This window comes from Chitinophagaceae bacterium (genome assembly GCA_016713085.1).
Taxonomy (GTDB): Bacteria; Bacteroidota; Bacteroidia; order Chitinophagales; family Chitinophagaceae; genus Lacibacter.
This window is the reverse complement of sequence record JADJPV010000002.1, coordinates 30,956-50,727: the sequence shown is the minus strand read 5'-3', so window position 1 is coordinate 50,727 and position 19,772 is coordinate 30,956. Positions and strand designations below refer to the sequence as shown.

Here is a 19,772-nt window from a genome sequence, read left to right as displayed (position 1 = left end):
GTTAAAAGGTTTTATCGGTCAATAAAGATTATGACACCCCTTTTTTATCAATTGCTGCTTTATGACAGGAAAGAAAAACAATTAAAAACTCCACATCATCTGCATTTTCAGTTCTGTACGCCTGTTTCCGGCTATTTCATCCAATCCAGACCCAACTATTCTTCTGTCAGCGAACAGTAATTGCGTCCAGCGAAACCAAAAACTGATTTTTTCCGACACATCATAATTAATATTCATGTAATATTTATACCCCTTTCCTGAAAAGGCCGGAATTGAAAATCCATACAAAACATCATTTTCGTAGGCATAAATACGGCTGTCATAATTATCTGTTTCAAAATATTGCAGCCGGATATTTCCGGCAAATGGTTTTAGTTCGGGCTTGTAAAAAATGTCAAAAAAGGTAAGGAACCCCCTGCTTTCCAGCGGACCATTTAAGTCATACCACATCGCATCCAGTCGGTAGCGGAGCGAAACAGTGGGACTGACCTTATATAGTATCTGCGTTCGCCAGTTTTTCCGTGATACAGGAGATACAAGAGCAGTATTCAATTCTCCATCGGCAGTATAATTCAAGGCTTTACTTTCCTGCCGGTAGCGGGTATAGATTTCGATTTGTTTGTTGGGACGATGTGTCAATTGAACAAGATAATCGGCTCCATTTGATGGCGCATCCACTCGGTACCTAAGAAAAGGAAAACGATAAATGTCCATATAAGCATCGAGTTTCCATTTTGAACTTGGTTTGATGGAAGCCCCTGCAAATAACCCTTTTTCATTTGTCGGGAACGTGCCTTCAGTAAAAGCATTTCCAAAAATGGACTGGTAGCCAGTTTCAATATTCCTGTAAACAACAGACAGATCAATTTTTGGATCAACAGCCATCAGCAACCCACTCATCAGTGCATAGTAACTGCTGTTATGACTGGCTGCCTCGCCAAACCAATGCAGGTTTCGCCAGGTGTATGACCAGTCAACACTGAGATTGGACAGCTTCTTTCCACGGAAAGCGAAGTTGTTGTAAGGCTGAGAATCCCTGTTGTACGGTGGGTTGAACTGAAAGTGAACAGCATTCAATCCAACATGCAGGTTATTTACATTATAACTGAAGTTGCCGCCAAATGAATTCATCTGCACAGCATTTCTGTCAGCCTGTTCATTTTTGGTTCTGTGTAATCCTGAAGTGATTAGTGATGAAAAATAATCTTCAGCATTCAGCGTATCAGTAAAAATATTTCCACTCACTTTCCTGAAAGAAGCAAATCCCGTTAACTGAAAATGATTCTTTTCAAGAGTAATACCAACTCCACGGTTAAAGAAATATTCGCTGGTAGAATTGAATGGACGAAGAATGGAAGCCTGCCGTTTTATATTCGTGATCTCAACACTTTTCCTGAATGCAAGTGATTGCCACTGCATCAAACCCTGACCCATATTGACTGTGTAGTCACCAATTGCAAGGTTTTTAATAATACCAACATTCCTTACAAACAGATGAGCAGAATAATAATCAAACCCATATTTCTGTGCTCCTTTAAACCATTGTTCGCCGGGATCTTTTTCTACAGTTATTCCATATTGCAACAAATTTCGGTAGATATATTTATACCTGAACAGCAGCCTTTCTCTACCTCCCGGATAAAAACTCGTAGCTGAAGTATCGTTCTTTCGGCGAAACCCTTCAGACTTTTCCAGCACATAAGTAAGTCTTGATAAAACAGAGTGTTCTCCTCCTGAGAGCCGCAGCCTGAAATCCTGTCGAGCAGTTATCGCAGAACCTACAATTATATAAGGAAGGAATTTTTGAATGGTTTCTTCATCCCAGGAAGGAACTGCCTGCAATTCATACAGGTTAATCAACCTGCCAAACAGTTTACGGTAATTCAAAAAATTTGCGATCTGTAACGGAGAAAGAAAAGGAAAATCTTTCAGTTCTGTTTCTGTTGCTGTATTCAGATTCAGTTTATTCTTTTTATAATGCTGCAGAGATTGCAGATAAGAATCGTCTTCAGTTTCTGCCTCATCAACTTCGGTGAGGTTTTCAATTTGCTGTTCAGCAGTTGGAATTTCCTGCGCCACAGAAATCAATCCTGCAAAAAAGAAATGATATCAGCAATAGCTTTCTCACTCTTTATTGCTTTCCTTTTGTTTAAAATCAAAGAGCAGCATCACAGCAGGTGAAACACCTAACTGCTGATGATAAGAAGTAGCAACATCAACCCTGAACTGCCCAAACTTTAAACCCACTCCCACAAAAGGTTGTGTATTTACGGTGTTGATTCCTGCTCTTATCAAGAGCTGTTTTACCAATACATATTGAAAAGCAGCATTCACACCAACATTCTTATTTTCTTCTTTAATCAGTTCAGCACTGATAAAGAATTTTTCTGAAGCTTCATACCCGATTCCACCACGATATACCGATGCAATTTTTTCATTAGCAGTTTTATTCAATACACCACCAACAGGATTGAATACACTGAAGCCTGCATGCAATTTTTCACTTAAGTGCATTAGCACACCTGCTTCGAAATGAAAGGTTGATGCATTAGCATAAGCGGGTATCCGTAAGTTGTAGTAATTGAATTTCACACCTACATCAATCTTACTGCCTAATGAACGGGCATAGCCCAAACCAAGCTGCGTTTCATTATAATTGCTGTATCCAAAATAATCAGCCTGTAAACCAAATGTGCCTGATTTGGTTTGAAAACCTGCAACTGCTGTGTATTGACTGAAAGCATTCAGTAAAAACCTTCTTTCACTGTAAACACCTGCTCCACTTTGTTGCAAATTGGAAAGTGCTGCGGGATTAATAATAAAAGAGAACTGATCTGTTGACTGTTTGCTGTAGGCTCCAAGCCCCGGATAACTGCTCATCAACGGCTGCCTTACCGTTTGTGCATTTGCATTACAAATACAAAAATGACGAGAGTCAGGCATTTTTCGCTTAATTTTGCCCAGATGCCAAAATCCTGTCCCAGGCATTTTTTCAAGCAGGCAGTTTTTGATTCAGAAAAATAAGTGTTTGTTTTTGCTTCTGCAACGGATTAATTTTTTTAGCCTCATCAACCAATGCTTCTGTACGTTATTTTTGCAGCATGCAACTACTCGACGGTAAACTGGCAGCCCAGGCCATTAAAGAAGAACTTAAAAAAAAGACAGCATTAATAAGAACAAGCGGAAAAAGGGTACCACATCTTGCTGCTATTTTGGTCGGTACAGATGGTGCCAGTGAAACCTATGTGGCTTCTAAAGCAAAGAATTGTGAGGAAATTGGTTTTCAATCAACCCTGAAACGTTTCCCTGAAACCATCAGTGAAGAAGAATTGCTGCGTGAAATTGACAGGCTGAATAATAATGATAATATAGATGGCATCCTGGTTCAGCTCCCTTTACCGAAACATATCAGTGATGATAAGGTGATCAATAAAATCAATCCTTCAAAAGATGTGGATGGTTTCCACCCGGTAAACCTGGGGAAAATGGTGATCGGCTCCCCCACTTTTATTCCGGCAACTCCTTATGGAATTTTATTGCTGCTACAGCATTATAAGATAGAAACAAAAGGCAAGCATGCCATTGTTATTGGCCGCAGCAATATTGTTGGTACGCCCATGAGTATTCTGCTCAGCAGGAAAGCGAATCCGGGCAACTGCACGGTTACTACCTGTCATTCTGCAACCACCAACCTCAAAGAAATTTGTTTACAGGGCGATATTATAGTTGCTGGATTGGGCAAGCCCGAATTCTTAACAGCCGATATGGTGAAAGATGGTGCGGTGATCATTGATGTTGGTATTACAAGAGTAGCTGATGCTTCCAAAAAAAGCGGCTTTGCATTAAAAGGCGATGTAAAGTTTGATGAGGTTGCTCCCAAAAGCAGCTATATCACCCCTGTACCCGGTGGTGTGGGATTAATGACCATTGCCGGTTTATTGATGAACACCTATAATGCTTACCAGCAAAAGAATTCCTGAGCATCTATTTACCTTTGCAAAGAATGACTGAACAATTGATTGATACAACTCAACAGGTATTGCCTGTAATGGAATCTTTCTATACCCTGCAGGGAGAAGGATTTCACCAGGGCAAAGCAGCCTATTTCATCCGTCTTGCCGGATGTGATGTTGGTTGTGTATGGTGCGATGTGAAAGACAGCTGGGATGCGGAAAAGCATCCCCGCTTCAGTATTGAGGAAATTGTTGAGAAAGCCAAACATGAATCGGGTAACAGCAAACAGCAAATTCTTGCAGTAGTAACAGGTGGAGAACCTTTGATGCATGATTTGACTCAACTTACTAAGGCATTGCATGCAGCGGGATTTCAAACCAATATTGAAACCTCAGGATCAAGCCCTCTGAGTGGTGAGTGGGATTGGATCTGTCTGTCACCAAAAAAATTCAAAGCCCCGTTGCCGGAGCTTGTTCCGCATGCACATGAACTGAAAGTAGTGATCTTTAATAAAAGCGATTTTGACTGGGCCGAACAATATGCAGCACTTGTTTCACCGCAATGCAAACTCTTTCTGCAACCCGAGTGGGATAAAGCTTCACAGGTAACACCACTCATTATTGAATACATCAAAGCAAACCCTCAGTGGGAATTGAGCTTGCAGATTCACAAATACATCAATGTTCCTTAACAACTGAGTAATCTTCTTAAACAGGTATGCCATACCTCAGAGGTATGGCATACCTAAACAACATCGGCCATCTTTTTTCGTTATATTGAAGCTCAAATTCAATACATTGAAAAGATTCTTTACGATTTTAAGTTTACTTGTCTCCCTTTCAGTTTCAGCGCAGTGGTACGACCCAACAAAAGTTGAGTTGAAGCTTGGCTATAAATATGGCGAAGCGCTGAACGAAGCAAAAATCAGGAACTATACAAAAGCACATCAGTTACTTGATGAATGTATTGCAAAGGATTCAAAGTTTGTTGATGCATGGTTAAGCAAAGCAGGCATTTTTTCTGAGCAGAAAAAATACAAACAATCAGTTGAAACTTATCGTAAAGCATTCAATCTGGATTCAGTTTATTTTAAAACATTTCTTCTTCCCTATTCAATTGCACTGGCAGGCAACGGTGAATTTAATGAAGCGTTAACTGCTGTCACTACTTTCTTACAAAAGCCAAATCTCAATGAACGTTTACAAAAATCTGCAGCATACAGAAAACGCTGTTATGAATTTGCAGTTGATTATCAAACAAAATTTCCCGTTGGTAATTATGTATTCACTCCGCAGAATTTAGGTGACAGTATCAATACCAAACAGCTTGAATATTTTCCATCGATTGCCATTGATGGAAACTCACTGGTGTTTACAAGAAGAATTGGACAGGAAGATTTTTTTGAAAGTGAAAAGAGAAATGGTGCATGGAGTAAAGCTGAACCTTTACCCGGCAATTTGAATACAGAAGAAAACGAAGGTGCACAAACCATTTCGCAGGATGGAAAGATGCTCATCTTTACCGGTTGCAATATGCAGGATGGTGAAGGAAGTTGTGATCTCTACTTTTCTTATCTCACAAAAAATGGCTGGGGCGAACGCATCAACATGGGCCGCATCATCAATACAGAATACTGGGAAAGTCAGCCAAGTTTATCGCCTGATAAAAGAGCATTATATTTTGCAGCCCGTGATCCATCCGGTTTGGGAGGAAGTGATTTATTTGTGAGTTATCTCCAGCAGAACGGAACCTGGGGAACACCGCAAAATATGGGACCGGGCATTAACACTACTGCTGATGAAAGTTGTCCTTTCATTCATGCCGATAATCAAACATTATATTTTACATCCAAAGGTCATCCCGGATATGGCGATGCTGATTTATATTTTGTAAAGAAGCAGGCCGACGGAAGCTGGGGCAAACCACAGAACCTGGGCTATCCCGTAAATACAATTGATGAAGAAAGTTCACTGATGATTTCCAGTGATGGTAAAACAGGATTCTATGCCGGTGATGGTGCAGACAGTCGTGGTGGTTTGGATATTTACAGTTTTGAATTACCGGTGCAGGACAGGCCAAACAAAACATTATGGGTTAAAGGGAATGTATTTGATGATAAAACAAAACTCGGTTTACCTTCTGCTGTTGAGCTCATCAATTTAGCAACTGCACAAACCATCAGCAAAGTACAAACCGATGAAGAAGGAAATTATCTCATAACACTTCCTGTTGGTAATGATTATGCCTTCAATGTAAACCGAAAAGGATATTTATTTTATTCAGGGAATTTTTCACTGAAACAGCATTCAACTGATACAACTTATACCATCAACATTCCATTGATCCCAATTGAAGTAAATGCAAGTATTGTACTGAAGAATATTTTCTTCGATACCAAACAATCAGAATTAAAACCTGAATCAATGATTGAGCTTGACAAAGTGATTCAGCTGCTGAAAGACAATCCCACTATTAAGATTGAAATCGGCGGCTACACCGATAATGTTGGCAAGCCTGCCGACAATCTTGTACTATCAAACAGCCGTGCAAAATCGGTCATCAACTATTTTTTGTACAAAGGAATCCCCATTGGGCGTTTAACTTCAAAAGGTTTTGGCGAAACCAACCCGATTGCTGATAATAAAACAGAAGAAGGCCGGGCAAAAAACAGGCGCACAGAGTTGAAGGTATTGAGTAAATAATGTATTTTGATCATGAATGAACGCCGACCTTTTATACCAGCTCGCCTTAACACAGGTGCCGAATATCGGTCTTGTGCATGCAAAAATCCTTGCTGAAAATTTTGGCACAGCTGAACAGATCTTCAAAGCAAAAAAATCAACACTTGAAAAAATTGAAGGCATTGGTGAAGTAAGGGCCAACAGTATTAAACGTTTTGCTGCTTTTACTGAACAGGAAGAAGAAATGAAGTTTATTGAAAAGTACAAGATCAAAACCCTGTTTCTTTCGGATGATGATTATCCCAAACGTTTACTGCATTGTTACGACCCTCCCACTCTTTTATTTTACAGGGGCAATGCCAATCTCAATACGTCAAAAATCATTTCTGTTATCGGCACAAGAAGCAGCACAGACTACGGAAAGATGATGGTTGAAAAATATTAGAAGAACTTGCTCCTCATCAGCCATTGGTTGTAAGCGGTCTTGCTTATGGTGTGGATGCTCTTGCACATAAGTATTGTGTAAAAAACAATCTTCCTACTGTTGCTGTGCTTGCACATGGGTTGGATAAAATTTATCCATCACAACACACAGCGCTTGCAAAAGAAATGATCATCAATGGCGGAGGGATCTTAACAGAATTCAGAAAAGAAATTAAACCCGACCGGCATAATTTTCCCGAACGCAACCGGATTGTTGCAGGTATGTGCGATGCAACAATTGTTATTGAAACCGGAATTAAAGGAGGCAGCATGATCACCGCTAATCTTGCATACAGTTACAACCGGGATGTATTTGCAGTGCCCGGCAAAACAACTGACTCAAAAAGTGAAGGCTGTAATTATTTAATACAAAGTAATAAAGCTGTGCTCATCCGCAATGGTGAAGATATGATTGAACAGATGGGCTGGCAACCAAAACAAAAAGACAGCAAAGCAAAACAAAAACAACTGTTCATTCAGTTAAACGATGAAGAAAAAATCATTGTTGAACTGTTACAGCAAAAAGAATCCATTTCAATTGATGAAATCAATCTTACCTGCACCCTCAACAGCAGTTCAATTGCCGCTGCATTGCTTACACTGGAATTACAGGGAGTTATTGCAAGTCTGCCGGGTAAAATGTATGCACTAACATAAAAACGGCACTCCTGTACCGGAGTGCCTGTTTGCAAAGAATTTTATTTCTCATTTGAGCCTTCCGCTGGAATTTTAAACAATTCTGTTACCTGTGTATAACTCATTGCCTTTATCTGTTCAATTGTATAACCTGCTGCAGCACCACTGGTAAATCTTCCGCCTGATACTCCACCCGGCACAAGGATATATCGAAACCGTGTTGTTGCAAAACTGGAGATGACAGCATCTGTAGTATATCTCATTTTGATTGTTCCAACTACTGATGAATAACTCATTTCAGATACACCAAATGAGAAAGGAAGCTGATATAAGGTACCTGCAAACTCCCAATACACCAGTATTATCCCCTGATTATAAATAGTTGTTGTAAGACCGGGTGCTGAAAGATTATAATTAATGACAGCTCCTCCTATACCAGACCATTGAGCTTGAGTAACAGTTGTCCATCCTGAATAAATCACATTTGCTGAACCTGTTACGCCGGCAGGGCCTTGTGGCCCGGTTGCTCCTGTTGCACCCGTTGCTCCTGCAGGACCTGCTTCGCTTTTACAAGCTGAAAAACTAATAATTATACTTAAAATAACAACGCCTGTTGAAATAAAATTTTTCATACTTTTTTCTGTGTTTAATGATTATTGTACAAAGCTATCACCACATAAACTCAGAATCAATTACACAAAAGGGTAAGCTTTATACAACCAAACAGTTATTAATACTTGCAGAAGCTTACCAAATGCTGATTATTGCCATACAATATGCATATTTGTTTTTTTTACACGGCCACCTTACCTTTGCTCATGGCAACAAGAAATAATTCCTCTCTCAGCAAGGCTGTTCTCAACAAATTTTTCGGCGAAGGTTATACGTTTGATGATGTTCTCCTTATGCCCGCTTATTCCCAGGTTTTACCGAGGGAAACAAGCATTACCACTCAACTTACCAAATCAATTCAGCTCAATATCCCCATGCTTTCAGCAGCAATGGATACTGTAACAGAAGCCGGATTAGCCATTGCATTGGCAAGAGAAGGCGGCATTGGTATTCTGCATAAGAATATGAGTATTGAAGAACAGGCAGCACAGGTACGGAAAGTGAAAAGAAGTGAAAGCGGTTTGATTCTTGACCCCATCACCCTTCATGTAAATGCAACATTAGCTGATGCGTTGCAGTTGATGAAAGAAAATAAGATTGGTGGTATTCCTATTGTTGATCTCAAAAACAAACTGGTCGGCATTCTCACCAACCGTGACCTGCGTTTTGAAACAAACTATAAAAAGAAAGTAAGTGAGGTAATGACATCAACCAATCTTATTACTGCACCGGAAGGTACTGATCTCAAAAAGGCACAAACCATCCTCAGTCATCATAAAATTGAAAAACTTCCGGTTGTAAAAAAAGATGGAACGCTTGCAGGACTTATTACTTACCGTGATATGCTGCAGGTGCAAAGCCATCCAAGTGCAGTAAAAGATTCCTTCGGACGTCTACTCGTTGGTGCTGCCTTAGGCATTACTGCCGATATGCTCGACAGGGCGGCAGCTTTACAGCATGTAGGTGTGGATGTAGTAAGTCTCGACAGTGCACATGGTCATAGCAAAGGAGTGATTGATTCATTGAAGAGTTTGAAAAAGAATTTCAAAAAGCTGCAGGTCATTGCAGGTAATGCAGGAACAGCAGCTGGTGCAAAAGCATTGGCCGATGCAGGAGCAGATGCAGTGAAGATTGGTATCGGTCCCGGTTCTATTTGTACAACACGTATTGTTGCAGGTACAGGTGTACCGCAACTCACCGCTATTATGGAAGCAGCACATGCCATGAAAACAAAAGGCATTCCTGTTATTGCAGATGGCGGCATCCGTTATACAGGTGATCTGGTAAAAGCGTTGGCAGCAGGTGCATCAAGTGTAATGATGGGAAGTGTATTTGCAGGAACAGAAGAAAGTCCCGGCGAAACCATTATTTATGAAGGAAGAAAATTCAAACAATACCGTGGTATGGGTTCCATTGGTGCCATGCAGCAGGGAAGCGGCGACCGTTACTTCCAGGATGTGGAAGATGGAATTAAAAAATTAGTACCTGAAGGAATTGAAGGCCGTGTACCCTTTAAAGGAAATGTGAGTGAAATTGTTCACCAGTACACCGGCGGACTTCGTGCCGGGATGGGTTATGTGGGTGCAAAAAATATCAAAGATTTGCAGGGAGCACAGTTTGTAAAGATCACCAATGCAGGCATGAAAGAAAGCCATGCACATGATGTGATTATTACAAAAGAAAGCCCGAATTATTCCAGGTAATTCTAACAGTATTAGAATCTTTTAACATAGAGAATGCCGGAAATATCAGTCCGGCATTCTTATTTTTACAAAAACCATTTACTTGAAAAAGTTTCAGCCACTTCTGCTTTCCATTCTCTCCGGTTTATTATTATTCATTGCGTGGCCAATGACGAATATTACCGTTGCCATCTTTATTGCATTCATTCCATTATTCATAATAGAGCGGCTCAATTTATCAGGTCTTAAGTTTTTCGGTCTTGTTTATTTGGCACTCTTCACCTGGAATATTACAACTACCTGGTGGATATGGAATGCATCCATGATTGGTGCATGGGGTGCCATTTTTGTAAACAGTTTGCTCATGTGCATTCCATGGATGGGCTTCCGATTTATGAACAAAAGGTTTGGTGCACTCATCGGTTATTCATCATTCATTATTTTCTGGCTTGCATTTGAATATCTGCATTTGCAGGATTGGGGATTCAGCTGGCCCTGGTTAACACTCGGAAATGTTTTTGCCGGAAAAACAGATTGGGTGCAGTGGTATGAATGCACAGGAACAAGCGGGGGAGTTTATGGATATTACTGGTGAATGTGTTGTTGTTCAAAACCTTTCTTGATGTAAGAAGTACGATGAATGATGTACGAAAGTGGAAAGCGGTTGCTGTATCAGCCGTATTACTTTTACCATTCGCTATCTCACTACTCATTAAAAATAATCAGAGTGACGTACATCGTACATCTGACATCGAACGTGAAACATCAAATATCGTTGTCATTCAACCCAACATTGATCCTTACGAAAAACTGGCAACAGGAACATTTGAGATGCAGCTGCAGAAGCTGATTCGCTTAAGTGAATCAAAGATCGACAGCAACACCACTTTACTGGTATGGCCCGAAACAGCTTTGTATATAGCCAATGGTTTTGATGAGACCCTGATGAAACGGAATTTCTTTCTTGTTCCCTTATTTGACTTTTTGCGCAAACATCCAAAGCTGAATTTATTTACAGGTATTGAAAGCTATCGTCTCTTTGATAAAAAAGTTTCGCCTTATGCAAGACTGATTGAAGGAATGGGCATGTTTTACGAAGTGTATAACGGCAGTGTATTACTCGACAGCAGCGGCCCAATCAGCTTTTATCATAAATCCATGCTGGTACCCGGAGTGGAAACACTGCCCCGTTTTTTCATGTTCCTCGGGCCAGTGTTTGAAAAATTAGGTGGCACAGCCGGTGGATACGCCAGGCAGAACGAACGGACTCCTGTAAAAACGAAAACCGGCTATGTCATAGCTCCTGCAATCTGCTATGAAAGTATTTATGGAGAATACATGAGTAAGTTTATTGACAGTGGTGCCAATATGATTGCAGTAATCACCAATGATGGCTGGTGGGGAAATACTCCCGGCTACAAACATCATATGCTTTATGCAAAGCTCCGTGCCATTGAAACAAGAAAATGGGTGTTACGAAGTGCAAACACCGGTATCAGTTGTTTTATTGATCCGGCAGGAAATGTATTTGAACAGCAACCCTGGTGGACAGAAGCCGCCATTAAAATGCATATACCCATCGACAATAAAAAAACATTCTATGTACGGTACGGCGATCTCATCAGCAAACTGGCACTCATACTTTCTGCGTTAATGATCTTACTTGGATTCTATAATAAGTTTCTGCAAAAAAAGAAATAAACACTATTTGCTGCCGGAAAGACGGGAAGGACAAAAAGATAACCCTAAATGCATTTTAATTCTTCCCGCCCTAGTGGCTTATCCCTGTAATCTCAAAAAACAATCCCGTTCATACATTTATTCTGCTGCTTCAAACAAAAACTCACTTTCTTATTATCCACAAGCAGATTCGTACAGTTTCTTTTCTGTAACTTTCTGAAATGCAAAAAAGCCTTACAACAGGAAACAGCACCCTCTCCTACTCAATACATGGAAATGGTGAACCGATTGTATTGATTCACGGCTTTGGTGAAGACAGCCGCATCTGGAATCAGCAGGTTGAATACTTACAAAATAATTACCGGCTTATTGTTCCTGATCTGCGTGGAAGCGGCGGTTCAACACTGAATGAAAGTTTCCTTAGCATTGAATCAATGGCAGAAGATATCTGTTTGATCCTTGACGAAGAAAAGATCAGCAATTGCATCATGCTTGGTCATTCAATGGGTGGATATATTACACTGGCCTTTGCAGAAAACTATCCTTCTTACTTAAAAGCATTTGGTTTAATTCATTCAAGCGCTTATGCTGACAGTGATGAAAAAAAAGAAGCCCGTCGCAAATCCATTGCATTCATTAAAGAACACAGTGCGTTTGAATTTATGAAAACAACAATTCCAAATCTGTTCGCAGCAGGTTTCAATCAATTGCAAAAAAACAAAGTGGATGAACTGGTGGAACAAAGCAAACAGTTCAGCAGCGAAGCTGTGATTGGATATTATGAAGCAATGATTGCAAGGCCCGACCGCACAATCGTATTATACAATACAACTGTTCCCGTTTTGTTTTTCATTGGTGAAGAAGATAAAGCAGTCAATCCCGGCGATGCAATCAAACAATCTGCACTGCCCGCCATTTGCAAAGTAAAATTGGTAAGCGGCATTGCACATATGGGAATGCTGGAAGCAACAGACGAACTCAATAAAGCCATTGCTGAATTTATCAACACTGTACAGCAGCTTGCCTATCTTTCTGATCCCGTTTCAGCACAATAAAAAAATTGTCCTTGCAAAAGTCTTGAACGACCCTTTCTTTGGCCATTTTACAACTTGCACAATTCAATGATTACTGTATTTTAGTAATCAAATCTGCAATATGGCAAAATCAATCAAACTTACAGACAGTGAACAGGTAACTGAGCATATCAAAAAGCTGGAGCCTGCATTTGGAAATGTCATTGAAGCCATCAGGCAGGTGATTTTAAAAAGCGACAAGGAAGTTGGCGAACACATCAAATGGAATAACCCCAGTTTTTATTATACTGGTGAAATGAAGCCATTTGATCCAAAAGAATATAAGCGGGATATCATTGTGATGAATCTCTATAAGGGAAGGATCATGCTTGTTTTTCCCAGCGGTGCTAAAATAAAAGACACATCAGGATTGCTTGAAGGTGATTACACAGATGGCCGCAGAACGATGATTTTTACAGACCTGAAAGATGTGAAAGCCAAAGAAAAAGCTTTACAGACCCTCATAAAAGAATGGCTGAAAACTGTTGAGAAATAACAAATAACTAAACTTAATTTCTGTTGTCCGCATCATAATTGTAAATTCTAACATTAAAACTTTACATCATGGCAAGAGTAAGCACCTATCTCAACTTTCCACGCAATACGGAAGAAGCATTCAAATTTTATCAATCAGTATTTGGCGGCGAATTTGCAAGGGGCGGTATTGCACGTTTCCGTGATATCCCGCCATCAGACGATGCTCCACCCATTGCAGAAGCCGATAAAGACCTGGTGATGCATATTGAATTACCCATTGCCGGTGGTCATATACTGATGGGAACAGATGCACCCGAATCAATGGGCTTTAAAGTAAACAAGGGCAACAACGTACACATCAATATTGAACCTGATTCAAAAGCTGAAACAATTAGATTATTTGATGCATTAGCTGATGAAGGAATCATTACTATGCCACTGCAGGATATGTTCTGGGGTGCTTACTTTGGAAGCTGTATTGACAAGTTTGGAATACAATGGATGTTTAGCTTTAAAGAAAGCAAATAAAGCGGCGAATTACTCAACGCTGAAATAATATATCTTCATACCGGGGCCTGGTTTACCAACTCCGGTTTTTTTATTCCATTACACATAATATTTAAAGATGAAAGCTGCATATGAACGTACATGATCAACTGAATTTATTGAAACGGATTAAGGCAATTGCTGATACTGGTTTACTGTACAGCACCAATGAATATGATAAAGAACGCTATACAGAACTCCAGGAAATCAGTTTTCAGCTACTGCAGCAAATCAGCGGACATCCACTTGAAACATTAAAGGAACTATTTCCAACAGCTAATGATTATCCTACAGTAAAAGTTGATATTCGTGCATTTGTTCTTTCTCCCGATCAAAAAATATTATTGGTGAAGGAAACAACAGATGGCAACTGGTCATTACCCGGAGGCTGGGCCGATATTGGATTCAGTGCGAAAGAAATTGCGGTAAAAGAATGTAAAGAAGAAACGGGGCTTGATGTGATTCCTGCAAGATTGCTGGCAGTGTTTGATAAGAAATATCATGCTAATCCTCCCGAACCCTTTTATGTGTACAAAATGGTTATTCAATGCGAAGCTGTTTCATTCGAAAGCAACAGCGGTTTTGATATTGCTGATGTTCAGTATTTCAGCATCCGTGAACTTCCCGATCTGTCTGAATTCAGGATTTTAAAAAGCCAGCTTGAATTACTGTACCGAATTGCGTTAACACCCGGCAACGAAGTTTACTATGATTGAGAAGGAAGCAGTACATATCCTTTCAATTAAATTCCAGTGTATCTTCATCTTGCTTCAATTTCAGTTTATGAAAATCATTCTCACCAATATAACGCCTAACGACCAGGAAAAAGCAGTGAGCTTTTATCTTCCTGATTTGGAATCAGACAGTTCAATTTAAAAAACAAACCATGTGTCAGAAATTTCATACTAATATTTCACTCCTGTTTATTCTTCTGTTTCTTTCTGTTCAGAATTTTGCAGAGGCACAGAAGAATAATTTGACTAAAGAGCTGGTATTTTATGGAGACTACATAGTGTATAAGGGCAAAAGAATCACACTTGGGCCAAATGAGTTTTATATAGATGCACAGCTCCCGCTTGCAGAGGTTACAAAATATAAATACGTTTTTAATTCGGTAAACGAAGCTGCAAAACATTTAACAAATGGCACGGAGAAATTACCTATGGTACTTAATATAGCACCTTATGTATATTGGATTGATGATCCGGATGATACTACTGTTCGTGTTCCAAAACCGGGAAACAGTTCACCTTTTGGTCTTGAAATTAAATGCGAGTGGTTAAAATTTTACGGTCTTTCTGATGATGCCCAAAATGTGGTGTTGGCATCCAATCGTGGTCAAACGATGGGTGCCAAAGGAAATTTCACCATGTTTAAAATATCCGGACAGGGCACCAGTGCTGAAAATATTACTTTCGGGAATTACTGCAACATTGATCTTGAATATCCGCTAAAACCAGAATTAAACAGAAAAAAAAGAGGATCAGCCATTGTACAGGCTCAGCTTGTTTTTTGTGATGGCGATAAGCTCTTTGCCCGGAATACCCGTTTTGTAAGCCGTTTAAACTTATGTCCATTTATTGGAGGAAAGCGAACGCTGTTTGATCGTTGCCACTTCGAGTGTACAGATGATGCCTTAAACGGTACAGCAATTTACCTCAATTGCAGTTTTGACTTTTACAGCGGGAAACCTTTTGGGGAACATCCGGTACGGGTGCAGTTTTCCTGAATTGCGATATTAATTCATTTACAAGAGGGGAGCAATATTTTACAAAAAGCCATGGACAGGTGGCTGTACTGGATACACGTATTACTTCTAAAACAGTAACATACCTGGGTTGGAGAGACATTCCTGCAAAAGAATTAAGTAACTATCAGTACAATATTCAGCTGAATGACAAACCTGTTTTTACTGGAATGAAGCATCCTCAATCAACAATTGATATGACAGGAAAAACTATTCTCGATGCATATCTTTTTTTTTATAACGGTAAGATCATTTACAACACGTATAATCTTTTACGTGGCAATGATGACTGGGATCCGATGGAAATAAAAAAATTGGTTGCAGCAGCAGAAAAAGAAAGTGGAAGATCATTTACCAATTTACCCACTCAGTTGCTGATATCGCCTACGCAGGATACAATCGTAAGCGGAAGTGAAACTGTTGTATTAAAAACAAAATTGAACAAGTTCGGTAATTATGAATTCAAAGACGGGCAAATAAACTGGACGATTGATCCCGAATACAGATCCTTCGTCAAGCTAAATATTAATGATGGTGGTACCTGCGAAGTCATTCCAACCAATGATAACGACGAAACCAAAGAGGTGATTATCCACGCAACAACAGCTTCAGGACTCGGGGCGGCAAGTGTTCTTTACATTTCTCCATCTATCCTGAAGGCACCGGAATTCAGTACGCTTCCTGAAATAATAAATAATAAAGACGGCAAACTCATTGTTGCCTATAAATTAGATATGAGGTTTGAGGATCAGTCATTGATAAACTGGTATCGCTGCAGCGATGCAAAAGGCAGTAATCCGGTTGAAATTGCCCTATCCCGGTTTAACGTACCAAAATTCAGCTATGTTCTTACAGCAGGTGATGTTGGCTATTACATTATGGCAAAGGTTGCGCCAAAACATATTCGCTGCAGGGCAGGTGAACCGGTTGCGACGATAACAAACGAACGGGTTACAGCCAGCTACGTAAAATCGTATAACAAAATATTGAATGTTGATTTACAGGGAATGTCAACGAAATATCAACCAGAAGTTAAACCTGGGTTTTGGACACTTGATTGTTTTGCTCCTGCTGACACCTACGACTGGGCAGCTGACAACAACCGGGATCCATGGTATTATGGAGCAGGTATTGATGGCTCTGCAAATGATACCGGGTTAGTACAGGCAAACAAAGGAGCCCGGCTGCGTTATACACCTGTTGGAAACAATTTCGGTGATATGAAAATAACTTTTACAGCAGTTCCCTCTAAAACTGCAGGGCAGGGCTTCAGCAGTGCCCGTTCACAATACATGGATGTATTCATTAAATTCAACACAAAAACATTAAGCGGATATGCATTGCGATTGGTTCGTACAACCAAGTATAGTGATGCCATTGATTTCGTTTTAATGAAATACGAAAACGGAATTGCCACACCAATCAGCAAACCGGTATCAGCCTCATGTTACAGGCCGGACTGTTACATCTCAGTAGAGATAAGAGGTAACAAAATGATCGTCCGAGCCGAAACAAAGGCAGCATATTATATCGTTCCCGGCAGACCTGATGTTGTTCAGCATGTGCATATAGAAGCAGAAATTACTAAAAGCAATTTAGGAGGTTTTGGCTTTCAGCATACAGGAACTGTTGGAAGCGGTGCTACATTGATTAAAGATTTGCAAATTGTTTGGAAATAATTTTACATGAGTTTTTACAAAAATCAGTTAAACTAAGTTGATGCACAAAGAAGGGGTTCAACTTATCGTTAGTGATGTTGTAATGCTTTTGCATCAAGACTCACAGGATGAAACCGTATTTCACTGATCTGACCTTTGTACCAGTTCACTTTGTTTAACCGCATGCCTAATGAAATTCTACCTTCTGTCATTGCAGGGAAATCAATTTCACCTTCTAATTCCTTTTGTCCATTTATATAACTGTACATTTTTTTACCATCATAAACTAATGCAGCCCAATACCATTTATTAACCGTATGCAGTTTGGTTGAATCTATCAGCGTAAGACCTTTATTCGTTTTTCCATTTTTCAAAAAAACATCCAGATACCACTGACTGTTCCGGGTTAATCTAAGTTCAAAAGTTCCCCGATTAGATGCAGTATCCTCAAAATGAATAAACCTTGGCGCCGGGGTTCCTTCACCGGCAGGTTTAAATAAAACCTCAATCGTAAATTTCGACCACCCTTCTATCGGAATTACAGGAATAATCAACCCGTCATTTATACCATTAAAATAAAGAGAAGTATCCCCGTTTTCAATTTTAACGAAAGGGTTACCCAGTTTAACCGCCTTAAAATTACCTGCACTGCCTGTGTCCTTTAGCTTCCAGATAATTATTTTACCTGTATTGTAATAAGTTCTGGCCGGAAATACCAGTAATGAAAAAACAAATAAAAAAACAGAAAGTTTATTCATGCAGCATACCAATTTTTTTCAATAGAACTGTGAAGCTTTAAACGGTTTATTTCGCTTTTCTTTTCTTAACTGAATTGAGATAACTTATCAGCAGGTTCATATTCCGGATATATGCAGGTGTTGAAATATACTCCCTGTCTGAAGTATCCCTGTAAGGTGATGTATCAGTTTCATCGCCCACATAAGAGGACGCATACCTGTCAGCAGGTTCTGTATTTTGTCCATCTGTTGTATAGGGATTACTGATCATTACATGTTTAACTAACCAGCGGTTCTGACTGTCGAGTGAATTAATAATTTCATTTGCTTTTGTTTCTGAAACTTCTGCTGTCTGCACATAACCCCGATCAAGATTATAGTAGTATTTTGGTAAAACGTCCCCTTCAAACCGGGCTGGTTTCAAAGGAGAATTTTTTGTTGCTTCTGAAGCGGATAACATACTTACTCTTGAATATTCATCTTTCAGTTTTTGAATATCAATATTTCCTTTGCCGTACATATGTCCGGGTAATTTTGTATCACTTGAATCAATATAATAATAGCCATATGTAACATTGGAACCCTTCCTGTGTACAAAAATCGGTTTGTCAGTACCCACCTCTACATAAAGGGAATGAGTATACTTCCCCTTTTCTGTCATACTTTCAGGAAGTTTTACTTTCTCCAGCCACTTAACAGCGTCAGGAATCCGTGATAGATATTTACGATCGCCGGTATATTCATAAAACCTCAGCAGCAAAAAAGAATTCCAAAAAGTTGTACGTGGCAAATAAGCAACCGGTTCATATGTTCTTGCCCCGGCTACTTCCATGTCTGAATTATACTGTTGCCCCCATGCTCCGTTTGCACCTTGGGAAATGTAATAAAAATTCATTCCTCTGTGAATGGGATCAAGAAATCTTTCTTCGCCTAATGTTTCATAACATTGAACAAGAAAGTTGACATTTTCCCATATTACATCATCATTAAAAGTATAAAACGAAGAATAGTCCGGATGGCCGGTTTTCCTAAAATCATATTTCAACGGATACCGTTGCGGCCATCCCCCCAAAGAGTACTGGCTTTTAAGTATAAAATTAATTGCTTTATCAAGAGCCGGTTTATATTTTGGATCTAACTTTTCCAGGTACATTCTTAAAAGGAAACGTGCAGCATCTGATGTAACATCATCATCATAAGTATCATTGCCATAATAATGCTGAAACTCTTCAAGTCTCCATCCATTTTTACCAATCGTATTATACCAGTTTTTAAGAGATCTATCCCCGGCAAAATCAATCATATAATTCCAGCCGCCTTCATTACTTTGTCCCCATATCATTGCTGCGGCCGCCTTTTCTGCAGACTGATAAAAGTACTCATTGCCCGTTGCATGGTAAGCATCCAGCAGCATATGCCCTGCACTGACTGTGCCTCCATCCTGCACCCAAATCATTGTATTATATGCTTCCATTTCACCCCATCTCCTTGAGAAATCAGGCAAATAGTACCACACGTATCCTCCATTAGTGCTAACCTCATCAACCATAAATTTTGTAGCTTTCAGCATTGCCTGTTCAGTTCGCTCTGTAAGTGTTTGCTTTTGCGCAAATAACGTATTCGCTGACATAAAAATCAATAGAACTGCCATCCGGGAAAATATTTTGACAGAAAGAATTAAGCTGAGAAAAAAAGAAACCGAAATCCTGTCTTTCATTACTTTCTGACCAAAGACAACTGAACAATTTTTCATATTATTATACTTTAAGCAAATCGTTTCTATTTATTAGCTTAATTGGGTGTCAT

General features: G+C 39.6%; 17 protein-coding genes and 1 pseudogene. 13 read left to right on the top strand and 5 right to left on the bottom strand.

All coding sequences use genetic code 11. The features are described 5' to 3' along the window. Positions 1 to 81 precede the first annotated feature (81 nt). Together IPK31_12680 and IPK31_12675 are read right to left on the bottom strand one after the other, a co-directional pair. Positions 82 to 2,079 carry a helix-hairpin-helix domain-containing protein gene (locus tag IPK31_12680; GenBank protein MBK8088721.1) on the bottom strand — a complete coding sequence of 666 codons (1,998 nt, stop codon included), beginning with the start codon at positions 2,077 to 2,079 and terminating at the stop codon, positions 82 to 84. Between the two features lie 45 nt (positions 2,080 to 2,124). Next, on the bottom strand, positions 2,125 to 2,943 hold the full coding sequence (locus tag IPK31_12675; GenBank protein MBK8088720.1) for a hypothetical protein: 819 nt from the start codon (positions 2,941 to 2,943) through the stop codon (positions 2,125 to 2,127). A 158-nt stretch (positions 2,944 to 3,101) separates the two neighbouring features. Between IPK31_12675 and IPK31_12670 the strand changes: the two genes are divergently transcribed. The 4 genes and pseudogenes from IPK31_12670 to dprA all read left to right on the top strand — a co-directional run bounded on the left by IPK31_12670 (position 3,102) and on the right by dprA (position 7,775). Further along, positions 3,102 to 3,980 carry a bifunctional 5,10-methylene-tetrahydrofolate dehydrogenase/5,10-methylene-tetrahydrofolate cyclohydrolase gene (locus IPK31_12670; GenBank protein MBK8088719.1) on the top strand — a complete coding sequence of 293 codons (879 nt, stop codon included), beginning with the start codon at positions 3,102 to 3,104 and terminating at the stop codon, positions 3,978 to 3,980. Positions 3,981 to 4,048: 68 nt separating this feature from the next. Further along, a complete protein-coding gene (locus tag IPK31_12665) occupies positions 4,049 to 4,645 on the top strand; it encodes a radical SAM protein (GenBank protein ID MBK8088718.1) in 597 nt (198 codons plus the stop codon). A gap of 106 nt (positions 4,646 to 4,751) precedes the next feature. Continuing rightward, positions 4,752 to 6,656, top strand: a complete 1,905-nt coding sequence (locus IPK31_12660; GenBank protein MBK8088717.1) for a PD40 domain-containing protein — start codon at positions 4,752 to 4,754, stop codon at positions 6,654 to 6,656. A 16-nt stretch (positions 6,657 to 6,672) separates the two neighbouring features. Next, positions 6,673 to 7,775 (top strand): annotated as a pseudogene (gene dprA, locus IPK31_12655) (DNA-protecting protein DprA). A 41-nt stretch (positions 7,776 to 7,816) separates the two neighbouring features. Here the strand turns inward: dprA and IPK31_12650 are convergent. Then, the gene (locus IPK31_12650; protein MBK8088716.1) at positions 7,817 to 8,386 is read right to left on the bottom strand and encodes a hypothetical protein; all 570 of its coding nucleotides are present in this window, start codon (positions 8,384 to 8,386) and stop codon (positions 7,817 to 7,819) included. Between the two features lie 186 nt (positions 8,387 to 8,572). On the opposite strand from IPK31_12650, the gene guaB reads away from it, so the two are divergent. The 9 genes from guaB to IPK31_12605 all read left to right on the top strand — a co-directional run bounded on the left by guaB (position 8,573) and on the right by IPK31_12605 (position 17,250). Beyond that, the gene (gene guaB / locus IPK31_12645; GenBank protein MBK8088715.1) at positions 8,573 to 10,069 is read left to right on the top strand and encodes an IMP dehydrogenase; all 1,497 of its coding nucleotides are present in this window, start codon (positions 8,573 to 8,575) and stop codon (positions 10,067 to 10,069) included. Between the two features lie 82 nt (positions 10,070 to 10,151). Further along, positions 10,152 to 10,643, top strand: a complete 492-nt coding sequence (locus IPK31_12640; GenBank protein MBK8088714.1) for a hypothetical protein — start codon at positions 10,152 to 10,154, stop codon at positions 10,641 to 10,643. After that, entirely contained in the window at positions 10,601 to 11,749 is a 1,149-nt protein-coding gene (lnt, locus tag IPK31_12635) for an apolipoprotein N-acyltransferase (protein ID MBK8088713.1), read from the top strand. Before IPK31_12640 ends, lnt begins: the two co-directional genes overlap by 43 nt. A gap of 200 nt (positions 11,750 to 11,949) precedes the next feature. Further along, positions 11,950 to 12,783, top strand: coding sequence for an alpha/beta hydrolase (locus IPK31_12630; GenBank protein ID MBK8088712.1), 834 nt, complete (start codon positions 11,950 to 11,952; stop codon positions 12,781 to 12,783). A gap of 100 nt (positions 12,784 to 12,883) precedes the next feature. Beyond that, on the top strand, positions 12,884 to 13,297 hold the full coding sequence (locus IPK31_12625) for a DUF1801 domain-containing protein (protein ID MBK8088711.1): 414 nt from the start codon (positions 12,884 to 12,886) through the stop codon (positions 13,295 to 13,297). Positions 13,298 to 13,365: 68 nt separating this feature from the next. Further along, positions 13,366 to 13,806: a VOC family protein gene (locus tag IPK31_12620; protein ID MBK8088710.1), complete on the top strand. Its 441-nt coding sequence runs from the start codon at positions 13,366 to 13,368 to the stop codon at positions 13,804 to 13,806. Between the two features lie 110 nt (positions 13,807 to 13,916). Then, entirely contained in the window at positions 13,917 to 14,540 is a 624-nt protein-coding gene (locus tag IPK31_12615) for an NUDIX hydrolase (protein ID MBK8088709.1), read from the top strand. 170 nt (positions 14,541 to 14,710) lie between these two features. After that, complete coding sequence (locus IPK31_12610) at positions 14,711 to 15,553, top strand: hypothetical protein (GenBank protein MBK8088708.1); 843 nt, start codon at positions 14,711 to 14,713, stop codon at positions 15,551 to 15,553. A 59-nt stretch (positions 15,554 to 15,612) separates the two neighbouring features. Beyond that, positions 15,613 to 17,250, top strand: coding sequence for a hypothetical protein (locus tag IPK31_12605; GenBank protein ID MBK8088707.1), 1,638 nt, complete (start codon positions 15,613 to 15,615; stop codon positions 17,248 to 17,250). Between the two features lie 68 nt (positions 17,251 to 17,318). Here the strand turns inward: IPK31_12605 and IPK31_12600 are convergent, their stop codons facing one another. Beyond that, positions 17,319 to 17,987 carry a LamG domain-containing protein gene (locus tag IPK31_12600; protein MBK8088706.1) on the bottom strand — a complete coding sequence of 223 codons (669 nt, stop codon included), beginning with the start codon at positions 17,985 to 17,987 and terminating at the stop codon, positions 17,319 to 17,321. Positions 17,988 to 18,033: 46 nt separating this feature from the next. After that, positions 18,034 to 19,596, bottom strand: a complete 1,563-nt coding sequence (locus IPK31_12595) for a pectate lyase (protein ID MBK8088705.1) — start codon at positions 19,594 to 19,596, stop codon at positions 18,034 to 18,036. Between the last annotated feature and the right edge of the window lie 176 nt (positions 19,597 to 19,772).